Here is a 17929-nt window from a genome sequence, read left to right on the forward strand (position 1 = left end):
ATCGATCCAGAAGTCCAAAAGCAAGGAACGATTGGTATTACGCCACGAACCCGAGGTCCGGAGTGGCGAAGTTGCCAAGATTGGGAAACACGGAGGGCATCGCTTCCGGCGCGACGCCGAACCAGCGCGCAATCGTGCCGCCGAACTGGTCGAGTGACGTCGTGGGAATGAGCACCCCGCGGGAGCCGGTGTCCTCGGGGCCGCCGAGTGCGAGCGACGGAAACGTGCCGTACAGTTCTCCGCCGCGCACGGCGCCGCCCATGATGAGCTGGTGATTGCCCCAGCCGTGATCAGTGCCGCTGCCGCTCGGTTGCAGCGTGCGGCCGAATTCGCTGGCGGTGAACGTGGTCACTTTGTCCGCGATGCCCATTTCCGCCGTGGCGTTGTAGAAGGCCGCCATGCCGTCGGCGAGTTGCCGCAGGAGATCCATGTGAGCCCAGCTTTGCGCGGAATGCGTGTCGAAACCTCCAAGCGCGCAGAAAAATACCTGGCGGTTCATGCCGGTGGCGGCGCGCAGCCGGATGATTTGCGCGACCTGTTTCAATTGCTGGCCGATGCCGGTGCCGGGAAACACCGTCGCCACGCTGCCGCTGCCCAGGCCGGTGAGCATGCCGTTGAGCTCGAGTCCGTCGGCGCGCACGTCATTCGCGGCCTGTACCAGCGCGAGGCCGCTGTTGAACGTCACGATCTCCTGCAACGCCTGCACCTTGGCGGCGGCGGCGCTCGCGGGCCAGGCGGAGAGACCGTTGGCGCTGAGATCGAAACCGGGGATGAGGCTGGTGGATTGCACCACGTTGCCGGAGCAGAACAGCGCCTGGCCCGCGACCGAGATCGCCGGCGGAAAGGTCGAGGCGGCGTTCATCGCGCGCGTGGCGTCCGCGATCCGTCCTGCCCACCCGGAGCCACCGGAACCATTCGGATCCCCGGCTTGCATCGAGATCACTTGATCGGAATGGGAGAAGAGGTTGGTCGGCAGACCGACCGTCGAGCCCTGATACTGCGCGCGTGTCGTCGGGCGCACGAGCATGCCGACATTGGCCATGACCGCGAGTTTGCCCTGGGCCCAGAGGGGATGAATGGACGCGAGGCCGCCGTTGAGGCCGTACGGGGTGCCGTTGAGCGCCGAGACGGGCAGCACCTGGGTATTGCCGTCGGGCAGCGCGAGTGAGCCGCGGGCGTTGCGGTAGTTTGTCAGTTCCGGGCCGGCCAGCGGGACGATCATGTTGTGCCCGTCGTTGCCCCCGAGCATGAACACGCACACGAGGGCCTTGTAGTCGGCGGGGGCGGTTTGCGCATGGGCGTTGATCGAACCCAGCCGGCCGAGTCCGGTGGCGGCGGCCAGGAGACCAGTCTTCTGCAGAAAGCCGCGGCGGGAGAGAAGGGGCGGATGATTCATGGCGGAGCGGGCGTTGGAGTTAGTACTGCACGGCGTAGTATCCGGAAAGTGAGGTCAGATAGAGGGCGGTGCGCGCCTTGCTGACGGCGTCGCCCTGGGCGTTGATGGCGTTGGCGAGGCTCTGTCGCATCGCCGCGGGCATGCGGCCGTAAAGCAGCGTCTGGTCGACGGCGTCGATGAGCGCGACGGTGTCGCCCGCGAGCGCGACGAACGGCGTGATGTCGACCGGGAAGTCGGAGCCGGGATTCGAGAGGATCTCCCAGAAGAGATTCCCGCGCAGCACCGCCTCGGTGGGGCCGTAGATCTGAAACTCGGGGCCGACGAGCGTGGAGCGCGGGATGCGGAACAGCGGCGAGTAGAAGCCAAAGACCGACGCCGGCGCGAGCGGCGTCTGGCTCATGCGGCTGAAGGTCCACGCCTGGACATTGGTGGCCGAGATGTGGCCCCCGAGCGCGCGCAGGAACGCCATCGCGTGATACAACGGATCCTTCAGTCGGCCGCCATCGGGCGCAGCCTCGTCGGCGCGGGCCTCCGCATCGAGGAGGATGGCGCGCACCACGGCGCGCAGGTTGCCGCGCGTGCCGCCGCCGTCGTCATCAAAGACTGCGGCGATGCGCGCGACGTAGGCGGGCGTTGGATTGCTTTTCACCAGTGCGCGAATCAGGCGCGTGGCGAGAAACGGTCCGACGTTCGGGTGGTTGAACAACCAGTCGAGCGTTCCGGCCATGTCGGCGGCGGCCGTCTGCCCCGCCGGCAGCGTGATCCCGACCAGTGCCTTGGCGCTCGTATCATGATTCACCTCACGGGCGACGAGCGGTCCGGAGAAGTTCTCCCAATTGTTGTTGCCGGCGCCGGCGTAGGTCCAGCCGGTCAGCGCCAGGGCGACCTGTTGCACCGTGGCCTGGTCGTAGGCGCGAACCGGATTGCCGAGTGCGTCCAGCTGGCGCGAGCCGTCGGAATTGAGCTGGTAGAGCCCGATGGTGAACAGCTGCATCAGCTCCCGCGCGTAGTTCTCGTTGGCCGCGCTGCCGGCGGTGGGCTTGTTGCTGTTGGCGAGATCGAGGTACTTGCCCATCTGCGAGCTGGTTGAGATCTCGCCGAGCAGCGCGCGATAGTTGCCGAAGGCGTGCCGGCTCAGCATCTGCAGATAGGGCACGATCTCGTCCGGATAGATGTTCTTGTTGGCCGAGATCACGATCACCTGGCTCAAGGCGTAGGCGACGCGCTGCCGCAGTTGATCGGGTGCCTGTGAGAGCCGGTTCAGGTATTGCGACTGGACGGCACCCATGCCCATGCCGCCGGGATTTGCGATGGCCGTCTCGGGCAGGGCGAGTTGCTCGTCGATCCACGCCGGAATGCCGATGCCCTTCACGCGGGCCAGCTCGACGGGGTTCGGGCCGAACGCGGCCTGTTCCAGAAGTCGCGCTGCCGCCAGATTCCCGGTGCCCTGGCCCGTGCCGGGATCGAACGGCGCAATCGTGACGCTGGCCGTGCCGCTCGCGGCTGCACTCACTGTGCTGGTTGCGCGGATACTCACGGTCGTCGGCGCCGCGACCGTGGCCGGTGCGGTGTAGAGGCCTGCGGCGGTAATGCTCCCGGTCGCCGCGGATCCGCCGGTCACGCCATTGACGCTCCACGTGACCGTGGTGGTTGTCGTGCCCGACACGACGGCCGTAAACTGCCGGGTCCCGGCCGGCGCGACGGAGACGGACACCGGCGACACCGTGACGCTTACGACCGGCGGCGGCGGCGGTGGCAGCACCGTGACGAGCGCGGTGGCGGAGACACTGGGATTGGCCGCGCTCGTGGCGCGCACGGCGACGGCCGACGGTGGGGGAGTGGCGGGCGCCCGATAAAGCCCCGTGTTGGAAACGGTACCCACCATCGCGTTACCGCCCTCGATGTCGCTCACGAACCAGGTGACGGCGGTGTTGGTCGAACCGGAGACCGTGGCTTGAAACGTCTGGGTGTCGCCCGCGGGCACCGAAGGGCTGGCCGGGGTGATGGCGACGGTGACAGCAGGGGCCGCGGTGACCCTGAGCTGGACCGCGGAGCTCGTGGTGCCGCCGAGGCCGCCGTTGACCACCACCACGGCAACGCTGGTTCCGGCCTGCGTGCTGAGGGCGGTGCCGGTGGCGGTCAGACTCGTGGATGAAAGCACGGTGGTCGGCAGGGTGACGCCGCCAAACTTCACGACGGAACCGGCGTGGAAATTGGCGCCGTTGAGCCTTAGGGCAAACGGACCGACCGGGACCGAGGTCGGCGAGGTACTCCAGAGCTGCACGGGCGGTTGCGTGATCGTGAGCTTCACGGTGCCATACTTTTTTGGATACGCCGTGCTGGTGGCGCGAACCGAGACGGTGTTGGCCGCGGGAATGATCGCGGGTGCCTGATACAGTCCGCTGGCGGTGACCGTGCCGTAGGTGGCGTCGCCGCCATTCACGCCGTTGACCGACCACGTCACGGTGTTCGGACTGAGTGGCACATAGGCGGTCAGCTGGCGCGCCGTGCCGACCGTGACGTTGCCGCTGCTGTAGACCGTGATGTTTTGCGCCTGGGCGGCGCAGACTGAAACCGCCATGACCACGAGCCCAACGATGCGCTTCGTCATGTTGCCTTTCAATTGCAGGAGCGTCGAAAGCTCAAGCGCCCGCTGCGTAAAAGCCGGATGAATACGCTCCGCGCTGCGCGCCGGGCGCTCGCGCGTTGATCTCCTGGTGATCGCGGAAGCAGGCCGCGAATCCGGCTGAACGGAGCGCAGTCCTACTTCGCGGCGCTGATGCGGCCGGGCTGGCGTGCGCCCTGGCCGGTCCTCTGCGTGAGGGAATCGCCGAGGTCGGCACGACAGGTTTCGGCAAAGGCGAGCAGTCGCGTCACGACCTCAGGATGTTTCGCGGCGAGATCCGTCGTCTCGCCCCGATCCGCCTGCAGGTCGAACAGCAGTGGCACCGCATTCTTCTGATTTTCATACTTGGCGGGAATGCCGTCGCGGCCACCGGGTCGGCCTGCGAGCGTGCGGTACGTGTGGGGCAGGATGAGTTTCCAGCGACCGTCGCCGCTGACGACGGCCTGCAGCTCGTTTTGCGCGTACCAGATGCCGTAGCCCTCATGCGGATTCTTCGCACCGGGGCGCCGCGATAGGAGCGGCCACACGTCGCGGCCGTCAATCGGAAGGGACGGAAGCTTGGCGCCGGCGAGACCGGCGAACGTCGGCAGCAGATCAATGGTCATCAGGTAATCGTCGCTCACCGCTCCCGCCGGCAGCCGGCCGGGCCAGCGCATGAGGCACGGCACGCGCGTGCCGCCCTCCCACGAGGTGCCTTTGCCTTCGCGCAACGGGCCCGCACTGCCGGCGTGCGTGCCGTAGCTGAGCCACGGGCCGTTGTCGCTGGTGAAAATGACGAGCGTATCGCGTTCCACGCCGGCCTGGGCGAGCGCCTTCAACACTTCGCCCACGGACCAGTCGATTTCCATGATAACATCGCCATAGAGCCCGTTCGCCGACTTGCCCTTGAACTTGTCGCTCACGGCCAGGGGCACGTGCGGCATCGAATGGGCGAGGTAGAAGAAGAACGGGCGCTCCTTGTTGCGCTCGATGAAGGAGACCGCGCGCTCCGTGTACCACGTGGTGAGGTTGCGCATTTTCTCCGGCGTGATCTCCGGATCGATCACCCGGCCGTTTTCATAGAGGGGCAGCGACGGATACGTGCCGGCCTTCGCTTCCGGATGGAACGGCCACATGTCGTTGGAATACGGCAGGCCGAAGGATTCGTCGAAGCCGTTGCGATTCGGCAGGAATGGCTCGCGGTGGCCGAGGTGCCACTTGCCGGCCATGCCGGTGGCGTAGCCGCGCGCCTTGAGCAATTCGGCCATCGTCGTCTCATCGGCGTGGATACCGTGGTTCGCGTTGGGCCCGAGCGCGCCGTGGATGCCGACGCGGTTGGGATAGCAGCCGGTGAGCAGGCCGGCGCGCGAGGCCGAGCACACCGCCTGAGCGGAGTGAAAGTTGGTGAACTTCACGCCGTCGCGCGCGAGTCCGTCGAGGTGCGGCGTGCTGTAGCCCTTGGCGCCGAAGACACCCACATCACCGTAGCCCTGATCGTCGGTGAAGATCACGACGATGTTGGGCAGCCGTTCGGCGGCGAGACCAGCGACGGCGATGCTGGCGAGGAAAAGGACTGAGCGAAGGATGCGGGGCATGAGGGTGACAGGGGTTGAACCGGGAGCGCGGGCGTCCCGCCGGCAGAGTGGAAAATGTACGCTGACACGCGAAGCGCGCAATGAAACGTCCTTTCCGTAGGTTGCCGCCGCCCAATCCTCAATCCCGAACATCGAACGCCGACGGAGGTGCATCCACCTTGCCCGGCTACTCCTTCATGCCCTTCCGCTGGAGCGCAGGCAGCAGCAGGCGGCGGAGATTCTCGCGCAGGATGAGTTTTTTGTCGGCGACGGAAATATCCGCGCCGAGAATACGGCCGATCTGGGAGGAAAAACTGCGGCCGTTGACGTCGCTGCCGTAAAGGACGCGGCTCGCGCCCAGCTCCCGCACTGCCATTTCGACCTCGCCGTAAACCGGATCGCCGCCGCCCAGATCAGCGTGAATTTCCGGACGCGCCCGGATCGCGCGAATGCCCAGGGCCCAATCGCCGCCCCCGGTGTGACCGCAGACAAGCGGCACACCCGGGTGGCGCGCCGACAACTCGGCGAGCTCCATCGGCGTGGATTCCTGCGGCAGGTTGCCCTTGCCCCGCTGTTTGATCCACGTGTGCTGCAGAATGAGCGCCTTCAGCTCCGCCGCGCGCCGCACGATCGGATCGAGCTCTGGCCGATTGCAGCGCGTGCCGACCCAGAGCTTGATGCCGATCATCGGGCCGTCGGCGACGCACCGCTCGAGCTCGTCCAGACTCTCGCGGGTGTGCACGGGGTTCAGATAGACGAAACCGAACACGCGCGAACTCCATTCCTTGAGGATCGCGAGGACATCGTCGTTGCTGCGGCGGAACTGCTCCGGGGTGGGTTCGTACTGCCACGGCGGACTCATGCAGATGCAGATGCGTTCAACGCCGACGCGATCGGCGATCTTGATCAACGCCTCCATCCGCTTCGCGGGCGTGGCCCCCGGCGTGCCGACGTGGGCGTGGATGTCCCAGTAACCCAGCCGGCGAAGTTCGTCGCCGCCCCAGACGCTCGGAACCGTGTCGACGGCGTCGGCCGCGGCGGCGTTCGCGGAACCGGCGGCGAGGGTGGTGGCGGCGAGCGCCCCGGACTGGAGAAACGTGCGTCGGTTCATGAGCGGGCGAGGGCGGCAGTGGCGTGACCGTGGCGGACGGCGGTGAGTTGCGCGGCGGTGAGGTTGGACTCCTGAAGCTTGAGCAACGCCGCCTCAAAATAGAAATACGGCGCGTGCGAGCCGAAGGCGACGCGGACTTCGGGACTGCGCTGCAGCAACGTTTCGATGCCGGCGACGGATTCAAGCGTGGCGATCTCGAAGCAGGTGCCCGCCTTGATCAGCCGCTGCAGGAGCGGCGTGTTGGCGCCGAGGATACGCGAGGTGCCGTTCAGGATCATCACGCGGGCGCGGGGCGTCTTTTCCAGCAGATCGGGAAGGGGCGCGACCGAGAGAAACGGCGCGGTGAAGCCCGGATTCTGCGAACGATCGTCCTCCATGGAGGCGACGATTTGCACCAGCAGGCCGCGCTGCGCGGCGAGATCGAGGAGCCGGGCGAAGCGGGGATCGTCGAGACCGTAGCCGTGATAGCTCGGTAGAATCCGTACGCCCGGCATCCGGTGCGTCTCCTGGCAGCGGCGCAGATCGTCCTCCCAGTCGGGCAGCGCGGGATTGACCGTGCCGAATGGCATGAGGATGCCGCCGCCGTCGCGCGCGCAAGCCGTCGCGAGCCGGGCGTTCGCACCGGCGATGTCGCTGTGGAGCGCCGCATCGAAATTCCCTGTCCACGCGGCGGTCACGCCGTGTGCGCGCAGCTTGGCCACGAGCGGTACAGGTGTCTCGGCCCACGAGCGCCGGGTGGGCCAGTGCGACAGCCACGTGTTGGTGTCGATCAGGCCGGACGCGGCGGCCTGGAGCGAAACGGGGGCGAGGGGCGCCACCGCGGCGGCGGCGATCGCGTGGGTGAGAAACCGGCGTCGGTTCATGCGAGCATCTGGTAACGCCTTGGTTACTCTTGCAATCACTCTCTGCATCAGGCCGCGACGCCGCGACGATTTTGAAGGTCCGCCGCCGACGGCGGGCTTTTTCGTTGACGGAAATGCGGAATAGTAACTTTACGGTTACAAAGGGCATCCCACTTGCTCTGCCTCCGACCCACCATGACACCACGCACCCTGACTCCGCAGCTGTTTTTCCGCCGACTGGCGTTGGGCCTCGCGGCCTTTTTTTCCGCTCTGGTCGTTCCCGCGCTCGCTCAAACCTCCGGTGTCGTTGCCGGCCAGGTGCGCAACGCCTCCACCAATGCCTACCTCGACGGCGTCGTGGTTGAGGTCGAGGGCACCGGTCGCACGGTGCTCACGGATCGCGAAGGTCGTTACGAGCTGACGCTCCCCGCGGGCATGACGACGCTCGTCGCGCGTTACACGGGCCTCGAGGCGGAGAAGATCACCGTCGATGTCCGCCCGGGCGCGCGCGTGACGCAGAATTTCGCGTTGAATGCGGGCATCTACAAACTCGAGGCGTATACCGTCTCCGGTCCGCGCGAGGGCAGCGCCGCCGCCATCACCAGGCAGCGTGAAGCGCCGAATGTGAAGAACGTCGTCGCCTCGGACAGCTTCGGCAACATTGCCGACGGCAACATCGGTGACCTGCTGCAGCAGCTGCCCGGCATCACGGCCGTCTACGTCGGCGCCGATGTCCGCTCCGTGCAGATTCGCGGCATCGATGGCGCGCTCAACTCGGTCACGATGGACGGCGACCGCATCGCCAGCTCGCAGTCGGCGAACGCCGGCCGCACCTTCGAGTTCGAGCAGGCTTCGCTCAACAACATCGAAACCATCGAGGTGACCAAGGCACCGACGCCGGACATGGACGCAGACTCAATCGGCGGCAACGTCAACATCGTCTCGAAGAGCGCGTTCGACCGCAACCAGCCCCGCACCTTCAACTACTCCATCGGCGGCGTGTGGCGGCCGAAATACTATACCCGCAGCGACAACTGGCTGCGCGAACCGATCGACAACGTTGGCCCGTCGTTGAATTTCAACTACCAGGACCGGCTCGGGGCCGACAAGCGCATCGGCGTCGTGCTCACGGCCACGTATCACTCGCAGCCCGGCGGCGACACCGCGGCGCTCATGAATTACCAGGCGGCGCTGGTGGAGCCGTATTACGTGCAGAACGTCTCGGTGCCGCGTCCGGCCGGCGCGCCCCGCACCCGCCTCGCGACGGGGGCCAAGATCGACTACAAGCTGAGCGAGCACACGACGCTCACGTTCAACAGCGCCTACAACTGGTTCCATGAGACCAACGACACGCGCGCGATGCTGCTCGGCACGACGGCGAACGTCGCCAACTTCCGTCCCGGCTACACCAGTTACTTCGAGGAGGTCCTGGCCAACGCCAACTCCTCCAGCGCCATCACGCTGAGCACCGACGACAAGTCCGGCCGCACGTTCCAGTTCGTCCCGTCGGTGAAGCACCGCTTTGCCGGACTCGAGATCGACTACGGCGCGAGCTTCTCGAACTCGCAGACCTACTACGACTACTCGGCGAACGGCCGGCACTTCCAGTCCCGCCCCAAGGCCACGATCACGTACCGCCTGCCCAGCATCGGCTTCACCATCGATCGGCGCCAAAGTCTGAAGTGGCCGCAAATCGTCCAGACCGCCGGTCCCGACCTGTATAATCTGGATAACTACGGCACGCTGCTCGTCACCCAGCCGGATCGCGAAGGCGAGGACGAGATCATGACGGCGAAGCTCAACGTGAAGAAGACGCTGGATCTCGCCGCCCCGAGCTATCTCAAGCTCGGCGGCACGTTTCGCCAGCAGGATCGCCAGCTGATGAACCGCTCCCGGCGCTACAACTACGTGGGCGCGGACGGCGTGCAGAACAGTTCCGACGACAACCTCGCGCAGTTCCTCGATCCCACGCCGAAGTGGTCGGATTCCAACGCCGGTTACCGCCAGCCGCCGTGGGCGAACCCGTTTGCCGTCGCCCGCCACCAGGCGCTCCTGCCCGGTCTTTGGCGGGAGGACGTGCCGTTCGGCGTGAACGCCGCGGCCGCCGGCGATCGCGGCATCACCGAACAGGTGCTGGCCGGGTACGTGATGGGTCACACGAAACTCAATGCGTTTTCCATTCTCGGCGGCGTGCGCGTCGAGCAGACGAAGACGGACGCCGAGGGCCCGCTGCAGCTTTCCAACGGCACGGTCATCGGCCGCCAGCGTCGCGAGGGCGACTACGTCGATTTGTTTCCCGGCGTGCACTTCCGTTACGCGCCGAACCGGAATCTCCTCGCACGCCTGAGCTACTCCAACGGCATCGGCCGGCCGTCGTTCGAGAATCTCATGCCGCTCGACAGCGTCAACGAGACCGCGCAAACGGTGAACACCCGCAACGCCGCGCTGCGTCCGCAGTATTCGGATAACTTCGACGCCACCGTCGAGTATTACTTCGAGCCGGTGGGCATGCTGACCGCGAGCGTGTTCCTCAAGGAAGTGAACGACTTTCAGTTCACCGACAGCAGCCAACTCGTGCCGGCGGGCGCCGATAACGGCTTCGGTGGCCTCTATGAAGGCTACCGCATCACGACGACGCGCAACGGTGGCAGCGCGCGTTACCGTGGGTTCGAGCTGGCTTACCAGCAGCAGTTCACGTTCCTCCCGGGCTTCTGGCGCGGGTTCGGTTTCAGCGCGAACTACACGCAGCTCAGCACCAAGGGCGACTACGGTGGCGCGTCCGCCACGACGCTCGTCGCCGGCTTCGTGCCGAAGGCAGGCAACGTCGCGGTCACGTACCTCGGCCACGGCTTCAACATCCGCCTCAACGCGGTCTGGCGCGGCACGTATCTCGTCGGCAGTTCCGCCACGCCGGCGCTGCTGCGCTATTCGGAGCCGAAGTTCCAAGTCAACTTGAAGACCAAGTACTCGTATTCGCCGCGGCTCGGTTTCTTCTGCGACATCGAGAACCTGAACAAGTCGCCGATCACGGAGACGTACTTCGTCACGAAGGATCGTCCGGCCGAAACCCGCATCGTCGTCGCCAAGGTCGTGGCCGGCGTGACGGGGCGGTTCTAAGCGCGCCGCCGACGACCGTTCAACGCGTTCGCGATCGATTCCGCGGAGGGAGAAACGACGGCCACACCCCGCCGCCCTCCGCGGAGTTCTGTTTTCAGAGTGCCTCCCCGCCGTTTCACCGGCATTCTTTTCTCATGCGCCACCTCCTGTTGCTTTTTTTCGCCCTCGCCGTGAACGCGGCGGAACCGGTATCCGGCTTGCGCGTGGGTGCGGGCCGCGCCGACATCACGCCCGAAGTCGACGTGCTGAATTGGGTCACCGGCAAACCGTACGGGGCCGTCCTCGATCCCTTGTTCGTCCAGGCGATCGTGCTCGAGCAGGGCGGGGTCAAGGCGGCGATCCTGCGCTGGGACCTGGTCGACGTTTCGGAGTCGTTGCGCGACGAGGTGCGCAAGGCGATCGGCGCGGCACTTGCGATCCCGGGTGAAAACATCCTGCTCAACGCGAGTCACACCCACTCCGCGCCGTGGGCTCCCGTCTACACCGGCGGCCATCGCGGCAAGGAACGCGACACGTGGTGGGCGATCCGCCACATGCCGGCGCAGAATGAGTTTCCGCCCTTCAAGCGTTGGATGGCGCGTCTGCTGGCCGCGAGCGTGGAAGCAACCAAGGCGGCGATCGCGGCGGCGAAGCCCGTGACGGTGGCCATCGGTCGCGTCGCCGTGAACGAATATCTCTACAACCGCCGGCCGCGCGCTCCCGCGTGGGGGCTCGCCGAAACCAAGCCGGCTCCGGCGCTTGGCTACACGCATCCCGACTGGAACGCCGAAGTGCTGTACGGCGGCGCCACGTTCGGACCGATGGATCGGACATTCTCCGTCGTGACGTTTCAGGATGCGGAGAAGAAAAACGTCGCTTCGCTCTACCACGTGGCGCTGCACTCGGTTTCGATCTATCCGTCGAACCCCGGGATCTCCGCCGACTGGCCCGGCGCCGCGTCGCGCACGATCTCGTCACTGCTCGGAGGCGAGAGTCTTTTCCTGCAGGGCTGCGCGGGCGACATCACGCCCTGGCGGCGCGGCGAGGCCGCGGTGGCCACGATGGCCGGCGGGCTTGCCAGCAAGGCTCAGCTCGCGATGCGTTACGGCGTCACGCTGACCGCCGCGCCGCTCGTGGCCGGGCGCGCGACGGTGGATTTGCCGCTGACGCCGGCCGGCAAGTCCCGCGTCGGTGCCGACTCGGTGCCGGTCGAAATCCAGGTCATCGCACTCGGATCGCTGGCGTTTGTCGCCATTCCGGGTGAGCCGTTGACCGACATCGGCACCGCCATTCGCGAGCGGTCGCCGTTTCCGCAGACGCTGGTGCTGGGCTACTCCAATGGCGTCGGCGTGCACTATGTCGGCATGCCGGGCGAAAAGGTCCGGGGCGGTTACGAGATGGGCGTGGCGGGCGCGGGCACGGATGAGGCCGGTGGTTTGATTGCGGATACAGCGGTCCGGGTCCTGCGTGAGACCTACGCCCGGGTGCGGCCGGGGCAGTGAGGCACGCCGGACCTGCCGCGCAATGCGATCGCGGAGGGAAGCTGCGTTTACTTTTCCGGCCGCTTGAGCACCCAGCGAATGCCGCCGAGCAGGTGAAGCCGGTAGGTCGGGTCGTCGTAGTAGGCGATCTTGTGGCCGAGCGCGGTGTAGAACACGCGTGCGCCTTCGAACTCGTGGCACCAGGCAGCAGGTAAACGCCCCGGACCTGCTCCCTACTGTTGGATCCGCCGTGACCTCGACGTCGAAAGGGTGCGCGCGGCTGAGCTCCCGGATCGCCGCCGCACTCGCGGCGAGGTTGTCGTGGATGAAGCCCTTGCCGTTTCTCTGGTAAGCCAGGACGCGCGGGTCGGCGGCGAGCAAGGACAGCGCGCCGAGGCCCAGCCCGGCGATGGTGCGGAGTGGGGCCGTTTCATCAGGTGATCGACAAGGCGGAGGGCGTCACGAGGCGGGTTCGCACTCAGCCACTTTTTCCGCGTAGAAAGCGTCGGTGAGGAGACCTTCCTCATAGAGCAGCTTCAACTGACGCAGTCGGCCGGTGATCTGTTGCGGGGTGAACTTCGGCCGGTTCACGGGCGGTGGATTCACCTTGGCCGCGGCGGGCGCGGGCAACGGGCGGGCGACCCGCTTCGGCGCCGGCTGGATCTTCGGATCGAATACCAGCACGGCCAGGTCGAGCGCGGGAACCAAGTGCCGCCACAGGAATGCCTGCATGCGATCCTCCGCCGGCACGGCCTCGTGCTCGACGTCGCGTTCTCCGATTTTCGCGCGGCCGACGATCACGACCGGCACCGGTTGCGCCGTGGCGGCGGACGGGCCTTTCAACGTGAGCCGCGTCGTGGTTTGACCGGCGGAGAGCGTAACCGGAGCGGCGCTCAGACCGGCGGTGGGTTCGGCCAGCATCAGCTTGATCGGACCGTTGAAACCGTCCTTGCGGGCGGCGTAGATCGTGACTGTGGCGCTGGAGTTGACCGCCAGGCTGACGCTCGACGGCACGACCCGCAGCTCGAAGTCAGGCTGCGGCCCGCTGACGCGCAGCCGGTAACCATAGTCCGAACCGCCCTGGCGCGCGGTGTCACCGATGTGGATACGGTAGGTGCCGTCGGCCGGAAGGCGGGCCGTGAGATACGAGTCCGCCGCGTGGGTGTTGAGTCCGGCGGTGAGGTCTTCGCGATCATCGTTGAACGCCACGATCTTTCCAGCCGCATCGGTGAGCTTGATGACGGCGTCGAGTGGCGAATCGAGCCGGCGGGCCTGAACCTCGGCGACGACGATCTGCTTCGCCTGCCCCGTGAACTCATACACGTCCCAGTCGTCCGGGCGATCGATCCGGCCGTTGATGATCACGGGCAGTGCAATGGCCTGCGCGGAGACCGCGGCATTGTTGGGCTCGCGATCGGTGGCATCCGGGAGTTCGCCCCACGCGAAGGGCAGGGCGTTTGACTGGTAGCCCAGCCGGCTCGCGCCAAGGGCGGACGCGGAGGCGGCGGGTTCACCGGCGATCGCGGACAGTTGTGCGTCAGCTAAGTTCCAGCCGCTCATGCTCGGGGGCAATGCGGAGGCGGTTTGTCCGCCGAGGGGAAAGAGACTCGTGAGGTACGGCAGCTCGCCGACCGTGATGCGATACACGAAGTCCTCGCGACCCCGGTAAATGCCATCGCGGATTGCGATCACGTAGTCACCGTCCTGCGGCACTTCGTACAGGATGACCGGATCGGGCTTGAAGCGAAAGTCGTCGGCGTAGGCGACCTCGCGGCCCGTGGCATCCTTGAGCACCAGCACCGGTTGGAACCAGCCCGGAACCGCGTCTGCCACGAACGGAATCAACTGCCGCGCCTGCGTGGCGATCACGAGCCGCTGGCCCTTCGTGGCCTCGAAGCGGTAGCGGTTCTCCTCGCCCGAGGCGATCTGGCCGTTGAGCGTGCAGGGCAGGCCGATGCGGACCTCCGCCTCGGTGGCCGGACGTTTGCGCAACGCCGCCGCCTCCTTGCCGAGGACCTGCAGGAGCGCGGTGGCCATCGGCGGGCGCGCGTATTCCCGTAACTGGCCGACGTGAAACGGGAGCGGGTTGGAGACGCCCCGCGCCGTCACGAGTCGCAGCTCACGCGCGCCGGCGTCGGCCTCGGGTGAGACGGTCACTTCGATGAGAACCACACTCGCAATCGAAACGCAGGCGGGCGTCTGCACCCATTCGCGCGTGCGGCGTTCGACCTTCAGCTGCAATGCCCTCAGCTCAACCGCCTCGGCACTCGCGGCACCCGTCGCGGCGTCCGCGTTGACCCGCTTCAACTCCTTCAGCTGTTCGTTGAGCAGTTGAATCTCCTGGTTGTTGAGGCGGCGCAGGTACTCGACGATCCGGGCGGAAACGCCGGCACCGGTGATCGTCACGGCGTGGACGTCATCCAGATCCTGGCCGCCGAGCTTGACTTGAAACGTCGTGGCCTGCTGGCCGCCGGCCGGATAAGCGTATCCAATATACGGACGCCGCTGCGCCAGCGCGGCCGGCGCCAGCGCGAATGCGGCAAGGACGAGCGCGATCAGCGGGGCGGTGAGCTTCATGTCATGATTTCGGTTAACAACCCTCCCGACTTCGCGCCTTCCGCGGCGGCGGGCAGGACATGCGCCTCCGCGCCCATCGGGTGTGGCAGCGTCGCGGCGGCGTCGATCCCGCTCAGCGCGTAGATGCTGCCGAGCAGATCGACCGGATAAACGGGCCGATCCTTCACCTCCTCGGCGCGTTTGTCCGAGGCGCCGACGACGTGGCCGCCCTTGAATCCGCCGCCGGCGACGAGCGAGGTGAAGACGTTGCCGTAGTGATTGCGGCCGCCATTCCACGGCGGCTGCCAGTCGACCTTCGGGCCGCGACCGAATTCTCCGCAGCACCAGACGAGCGTGGTTTCAAGCAGGCCGTGGTCCTTGAGATCCTGCAGCAGCATCGCGAGGCCCTGATCGAGCTGCGGGCATTGCCGGCGCATCGTGGCGAAATGATTGCTGTGGGTGTCCCAGCCGCCCGGGTAGTTGATGACCACATACGGCACGCCGGCCTCGACCAGGCGGCGCGCGGCGAGACAGTCCTGGCCGAACGTGTGGCGGCCGTAGCGGTCGCGCAGCTCGGGCTTCTCCCGCGCCAGATCAAACACCTCGCGGCCCGGGCCCAGAATCAGCTCGTAAGCCTGCTGGCGCGCCTCCTCAGAGGCCATGACCTGCGGGTGGTCGGCGAAGGCATGACCCATCGTATCCAGTTTTCCGAGCAGCTCACGGCGGGCCTTCTGGCGGGCCTCGGTCAGGCCGCGCGAGATCACGCCTTCGACTTCAAAGCGCGGCGCGTTGGGATCGCCGCCGGTCGCGAAGGGTTTGAGTCGCGGACCGAGAAAACCCTCCTCGGAGAAACGCCCCTGCGGTTGCGTGAGCACGACGTACGGTGGAATCAGGCCTTTGTAGCCGGCGCTTTTGAAGTGGGCGAAAACGGCTCCAACACTCGGATACGCGAGCCGCTCGCCGGGCGCGTGCGCCGTCTGCATGAGGTACGCCGCGGTTTCATGGCCGTTGTTGCGGTGCGTCATGCTGCGGATCAGCGAGTACTTGTCCGCCTGCTGCGCGAGTTTGGGAAACAGTTCTCCGATCTGGATCCCGTCGACGTTCGTCGGGATCGCGTTGCGAAACTCCCCCATGTACTCGTAGCCCGAGTCCGGCTTGGGATCCCAGGTGTCGTTGTGCGACATGCCGCCCCAGAGAAAAATCTGGATGACCGATTTGGCCTTGGCCGCACGCGGCGGACGGGCGGGGAGCGTCACCGCCGGCGGTGCGCTGGTGGCGCCGGCGGCGCGGCCGTGACCCAGCAGCAGTCCGGCGGTGCTGAACACGCCGACGCGCAGGGCGTCGCGGCGCGTCATCGGCAGGCTGAGACGCAGGCCGAGCGGGGTGGCGGAGGCGCGCGGAGCCGGGGAGGAATCGTTCATGGCGGGCGGGGTTGCGCAGCGTGTGGCTAATGGTGATACAGGAACTCCGTGCTGTTGATTAGCGACCAGGCGAGATCGACCCAGTCCTCGCGGCGTTTCACGACGACGGTTTTCACCGCGGCGGCGGGCGCCGGGCCGCCGGGCTTGGCGGCGACCTGGCGCACGGGCTGGATCTGGCCGTACGCCTCGGCGATTTTCATTTCAGCCGGAGTCGGCAGCCGGGAGAGAATGGTCAGATAAAGCTCTTCAATCAGGCGCGGCGGACTGCGGCCCGAGTCGAACAGTGCCTTGAGTTTCGGACCCTGTTCCAGCTTGCGCTGAATGTGACTCGAATTGAGGAGGTGCAGCCACTGCGCCGGGATCGGCTTGTGGTCGCGTTCGCAGGCCTGCCCCGTCGCGCGCGCCGAGCGGCCGAAGAGCGCAAGGAACGGGCTCGTGATGCTGCCGTCCGCGATCGCAATCGCCGGCTGGCCTTCGGGAATGTAGGTAAACGGTTCGGGGATCGGACTGGTGTAGAGATCCGAAGAACCGGTGATCGCGTTAATCGCGTCGATCAGCACTTCCGCATCCAGCCGGCGCAGCCGGTAGCCGATGAGCGGCGCGGTGCGGTCGGTCTCCTTTTCGGTGAGCGCCGTGAGTTGATACGTCCGCGAATTCAGAATGAGCCGATGGAAGGCTCTCAGATCGTAACGCAGTCCGATCAGCGCCGACTCCAGCGCGGCCAGGACGCCGGGATCGGCGGGTGGGTTGTCCGGCCGGATGTCGTCGGGTTCGTGGATCACGCCGCGACCGAGCAGCCAAAACCAGGTGCGATTGGCGATCGCGCGCGTGAACCATGGGTTTTCCGGCGTGATCAGCCAGTCGGCAAACAAGTCGCGCGGGTCGCGCTCCGCCGGCAACGTCACCGGCGTGCCATCGGGAAACACGCCGACCGTCGGTCGCGGCCTGACCACTGCGGGTGGCGTCCCGGGGGCCGGGACGGCGGGCGGCTGGCCGATGGCGGTGATCGCGGCGCGCCCGGGCGCGAGGTTCGCCGGGGAGGAAGCGACGCCGAGCGGATCCCAGAACACGTGTTCTTCCTTCCATTCGCTGGTGGGCTTGTAGCCGATCTGCGAGAAGAACGCCGCCATGCCGTCGAGGCGAGACGCCGGCCAGGTTTCCGTCCGCGTGCCCATGAAGGTCAGCGCGACGCTGGCGGCGATGCCGTCGGGTTGGCGGTTCTGGATCGCGCGATAGAAATTGGCGGGACCGACGCGGAAGTTGCTGCCGCTCGCGGTGAGCAGGTCGCGGACAAACGCGTCGTAAGGCTGGTTCGCCGCGATCGCGGCGCGCACCCACCGGTGGTAGGCCTGCGCGGCGTTGGGCCAGAGGTTGACCGGAAACTCGGCTTTGATGCGCAGGATGTCGCTCCATTTCATCGCCCAATAGTCCGCGTATTCGGGGCGTGCCAAGAGGCGATCGATGAGCTGGCGGCGCTTGTTCGCCGTATCCGGATCCTGGATGAAGTCCCGCGCTTCCTGGGCAGTCGGGAGCGTGCCGATCACATCGAGATGCACGCGCCGCACAAACACGCCGTCCGCACACAACGCCGGCGTGACGCCCGCGCGTTCCAGCCGGCTCGCCACCGCGCGATCGATGGGTGCGGCAGGGCTGACGGGCGCGACGTCGGTCGGGCCTCCGTGTGGCGTACTCGGAACTGCGAGCGCGACGGTCGCCAGCAGACTCCCCATGACGACACCGCGGAACGCGCACGTCAGGCGGTGGGTGGGGAAGCATCGGATCACGGAAGGGGGACGGCGGGGTAACGTCATGCGCTGAGCGGCGGAGTCGCTGCGTTCGATTCTCGT

At 66.7% G+C, this 17929-nt stretch carries 10 protein-coding genes and 1 pseudogene; 2 read left to right on the plus strand and 9 right to left on the minus strand.

The genetic code is table 11. From position 1 onward, the window contains the following. Nucleotides 1-37 precede the first annotated feature (37 nt). The 5 genes from ACLJEU_RS11965 to ACLJEU_RS11985 form a co-directional block, all read right to left on the minus strand. Nucleotides 38-1396, minus strand: a complete 1359-nt coding sequence (locus ACLJEU_RS11965; RefSeq protein ID WP_414662971.1) for a DUF1501 domain-containing protein — start codon at nucleotides 1394-1396, stop codon at nucleotides 38-40. A gap of 19 nt (nucleotides 1397-1415) precedes the next feature. Next, a complete protein-coding gene (locus tag ACLJEU_RS11970) occupies nucleotides 1416-4007 on the minus strand; it encodes a DUF1800 family protein (protein ID WP_414662972.1) in 2592 nt (863 codons plus the stop codon). 152 nt (nucleotides 4008-4159) lie between these two features. Then, on the minus strand, nucleotides 4160-5596 hold the full coding sequence (locus tag ACLJEU_RS11975; RefSeq protein WP_414662973.1) for a sulfatase family protein: 1437 nt from the start codon (nucleotides 5594-5596) through the stop codon (nucleotides 4160-4162). Between the two features lie 166 nt (nucleotides 5597-5762). Further along, nucleotides 5763-6686, minus strand: a complete 924-nt coding sequence (locus ACLJEU_RS11980; RefSeq protein WP_414662974.1) for an amidohydrolase family protein — start codon at nucleotides 6684-6686, stop codon at nucleotides 5763-5765. Further along, nucleotides 6683-7549 (minus strand): amidohydrolase family protein, encoded by an 867-nt coding sequence (locus ACLJEU_RS11985; protein WP_414662975.1) that lies wholly within the window; start codon nucleotides 7547-7549, stop codon nucleotides 6683-6685. Before ACLJEU_RS11985 ends, ACLJEU_RS11980 begins: the two co-directional genes overlap by 4 nt. Nucleotides 7550-7723: 174 nt before the next feature. Between ACLJEU_RS11985 and ACLJEU_RS11990 the strand changes: the two genes are divergently transcribed. Together ACLJEU_RS11990 and ACLJEU_RS11995 are read left to right on the plus strand one after the other, a co-directional pair. After that, the gene (locus ACLJEU_RS11990; RefSeq protein WP_414662976.1) at nucleotides 7724-10645 is read left to right on the plus strand and encodes a TonB-dependent receptor; all 2922 of its coding nucleotides are present in this window, start codon (nucleotides 7724-7726) and stop codon (nucleotides 10643-10645) included. A 134-nt stretch (nucleotides 10646-10779) separates the two neighbouring features. Further along, a complete protein-coding gene (locus ACLJEU_RS11995) occupies nucleotides 10780-12126 on the plus strand; it encodes a hypothetical protein (RefSeq protein ID WP_414662977.1) in 1347 nt (448 codons plus the stop codon). A 47-nt stretch (nucleotides 12127-12173) separates the two neighbouring features. On the opposite strand, the pseudogene ACLJEU_RS12000 reads toward ACLJEU_RS11995, so the two are convergent. From ACLJEU_RS12000 to ACLJEU_RS12015, 4 genes and pseudogenes are all read right to left on the minus strand, one after another. Continuing rightward, nucleotides 12174-12311: pseudogene (locus ACLJEU_RS12000) on the minus strand (ThuA domain-containing protein); the annotation flags it as partial. Between the two features lie 253 nt (nucleotides 12312-12564). Then, the gene (locus tag ACLJEU_RS12005) at nucleotides 12565-14682 is read right to left on the minus strand and encodes a hypothetical protein (protein ID WP_414662978.1); all 2118 of its coding nucleotides are present in this window, start codon (nucleotides 14680-14682) and stop codon (nucleotides 12565-12567) included. Further along, nucleotides 14679-16082 carry a DUF1501 domain-containing protein gene (locus ACLJEU_RS12010; RefSeq protein WP_414662979.1) on the minus strand — a complete coding sequence of 468 codons (1404 nt, stop codon included), beginning with the start codon at nucleotides 16080-16082 and terminating at the stop codon, nucleotides 14679-14681. The genes ACLJEU_RS12005 and ACLJEU_RS12010 overlap by 4 nt, the downstream gene beginning before the upstream one ends. A gap of 26 nt (nucleotides 16083-16108) precedes the next feature. Beyond that, nucleotides 16109-17866, minus strand: a complete 1758-nt coding sequence (locus ACLJEU_RS12015) for a DUF1553 domain-containing protein (RefSeq protein WP_414662980.1) — start codon at nucleotides 17864-17866, stop codon at nucleotides 16109-16111. Nucleotides 17867-17929 lie beyond the last annotated feature (63 nt).

Origin of the sequence: Terrisphaera buseokensis, from assembly GCF_047521145.2 — a bacterium.
Taxonomy (GTDB): Bacteria; Verrucomicrobiota; Verrucomicrobiia; order Opitutales; family Opitutaceae; genus ER46.

Excerpts from the sequence above, each read along its gene's own strand:
- ACLJEU_RS11980 (WP_414662974.1), bottom strand. The coding sequence starts at position 6,686 with ATGAACCGACGCACGTTTCTCCAGTCCGGGGCGCTCGCCGCCACCACC.
- ACLJEU_RS11990 (WP_414662976.1), top strand. The coding sequence starts at position 7,724 with ATGACACCACGCACCCTGACTCCGCAGCTGTTTTTCCGCCGACTGGCG.
- ACLJEU_RS11970 (WP_414662972.1), bottom strand. The coding sequence starts at position 4,007 with ATGACGAAGCGCATCGTTGGGCTCGTGGTCATGGCGGTTTCAGTCTGC.
- ACLJEU_RS11985 (WP_414662975.1), bottom strand. The coding sequence starts at position 7,549 with ATGAACCGACGCCGGTTTCTCACCCACGCGATCGCCGCCGCCGCGGTG.
- ACLJEU_RS11975 (WP_414662973.1), bottom strand. The coding sequence starts at position 5,596 with ATGCCCCGCATCCTTCGCTCAGTCCTTTTCCTCGCCAGCATCGCCGTC.
- ACLJEU_RS11995 (WP_414662977.1), top strand. The coding sequence starts at position 10,780 with ATGCGCCACCTCCTGTTGCTTTTTTTCGCCCTCGCCGTGAACGCGGCG.
- ACLJEU_RS11965 (WP_414662971.1), bottom strand. The coding sequence starts at position 1,396 with ATGAATCATCCGCCCCTTCTCTCCCGCCGCGGCTTTCTGCAGAAGACT.
- ACLJEU_RS12005 (WP_414662978.1), bottom strand. The coding sequence starts at position 14,682 with ATGAAGCTCACCGCCCCGCTGATCGCGCTCGTCCTTGCCGCATTCGCG.
- ACLJEU_RS12010 (WP_414662979.1), bottom strand. The coding sequence starts at position 16,082 with ATGAACGATTCCTCCCCGGCTCCGCGCGCCTCCGCCACCCCGCTCGGC.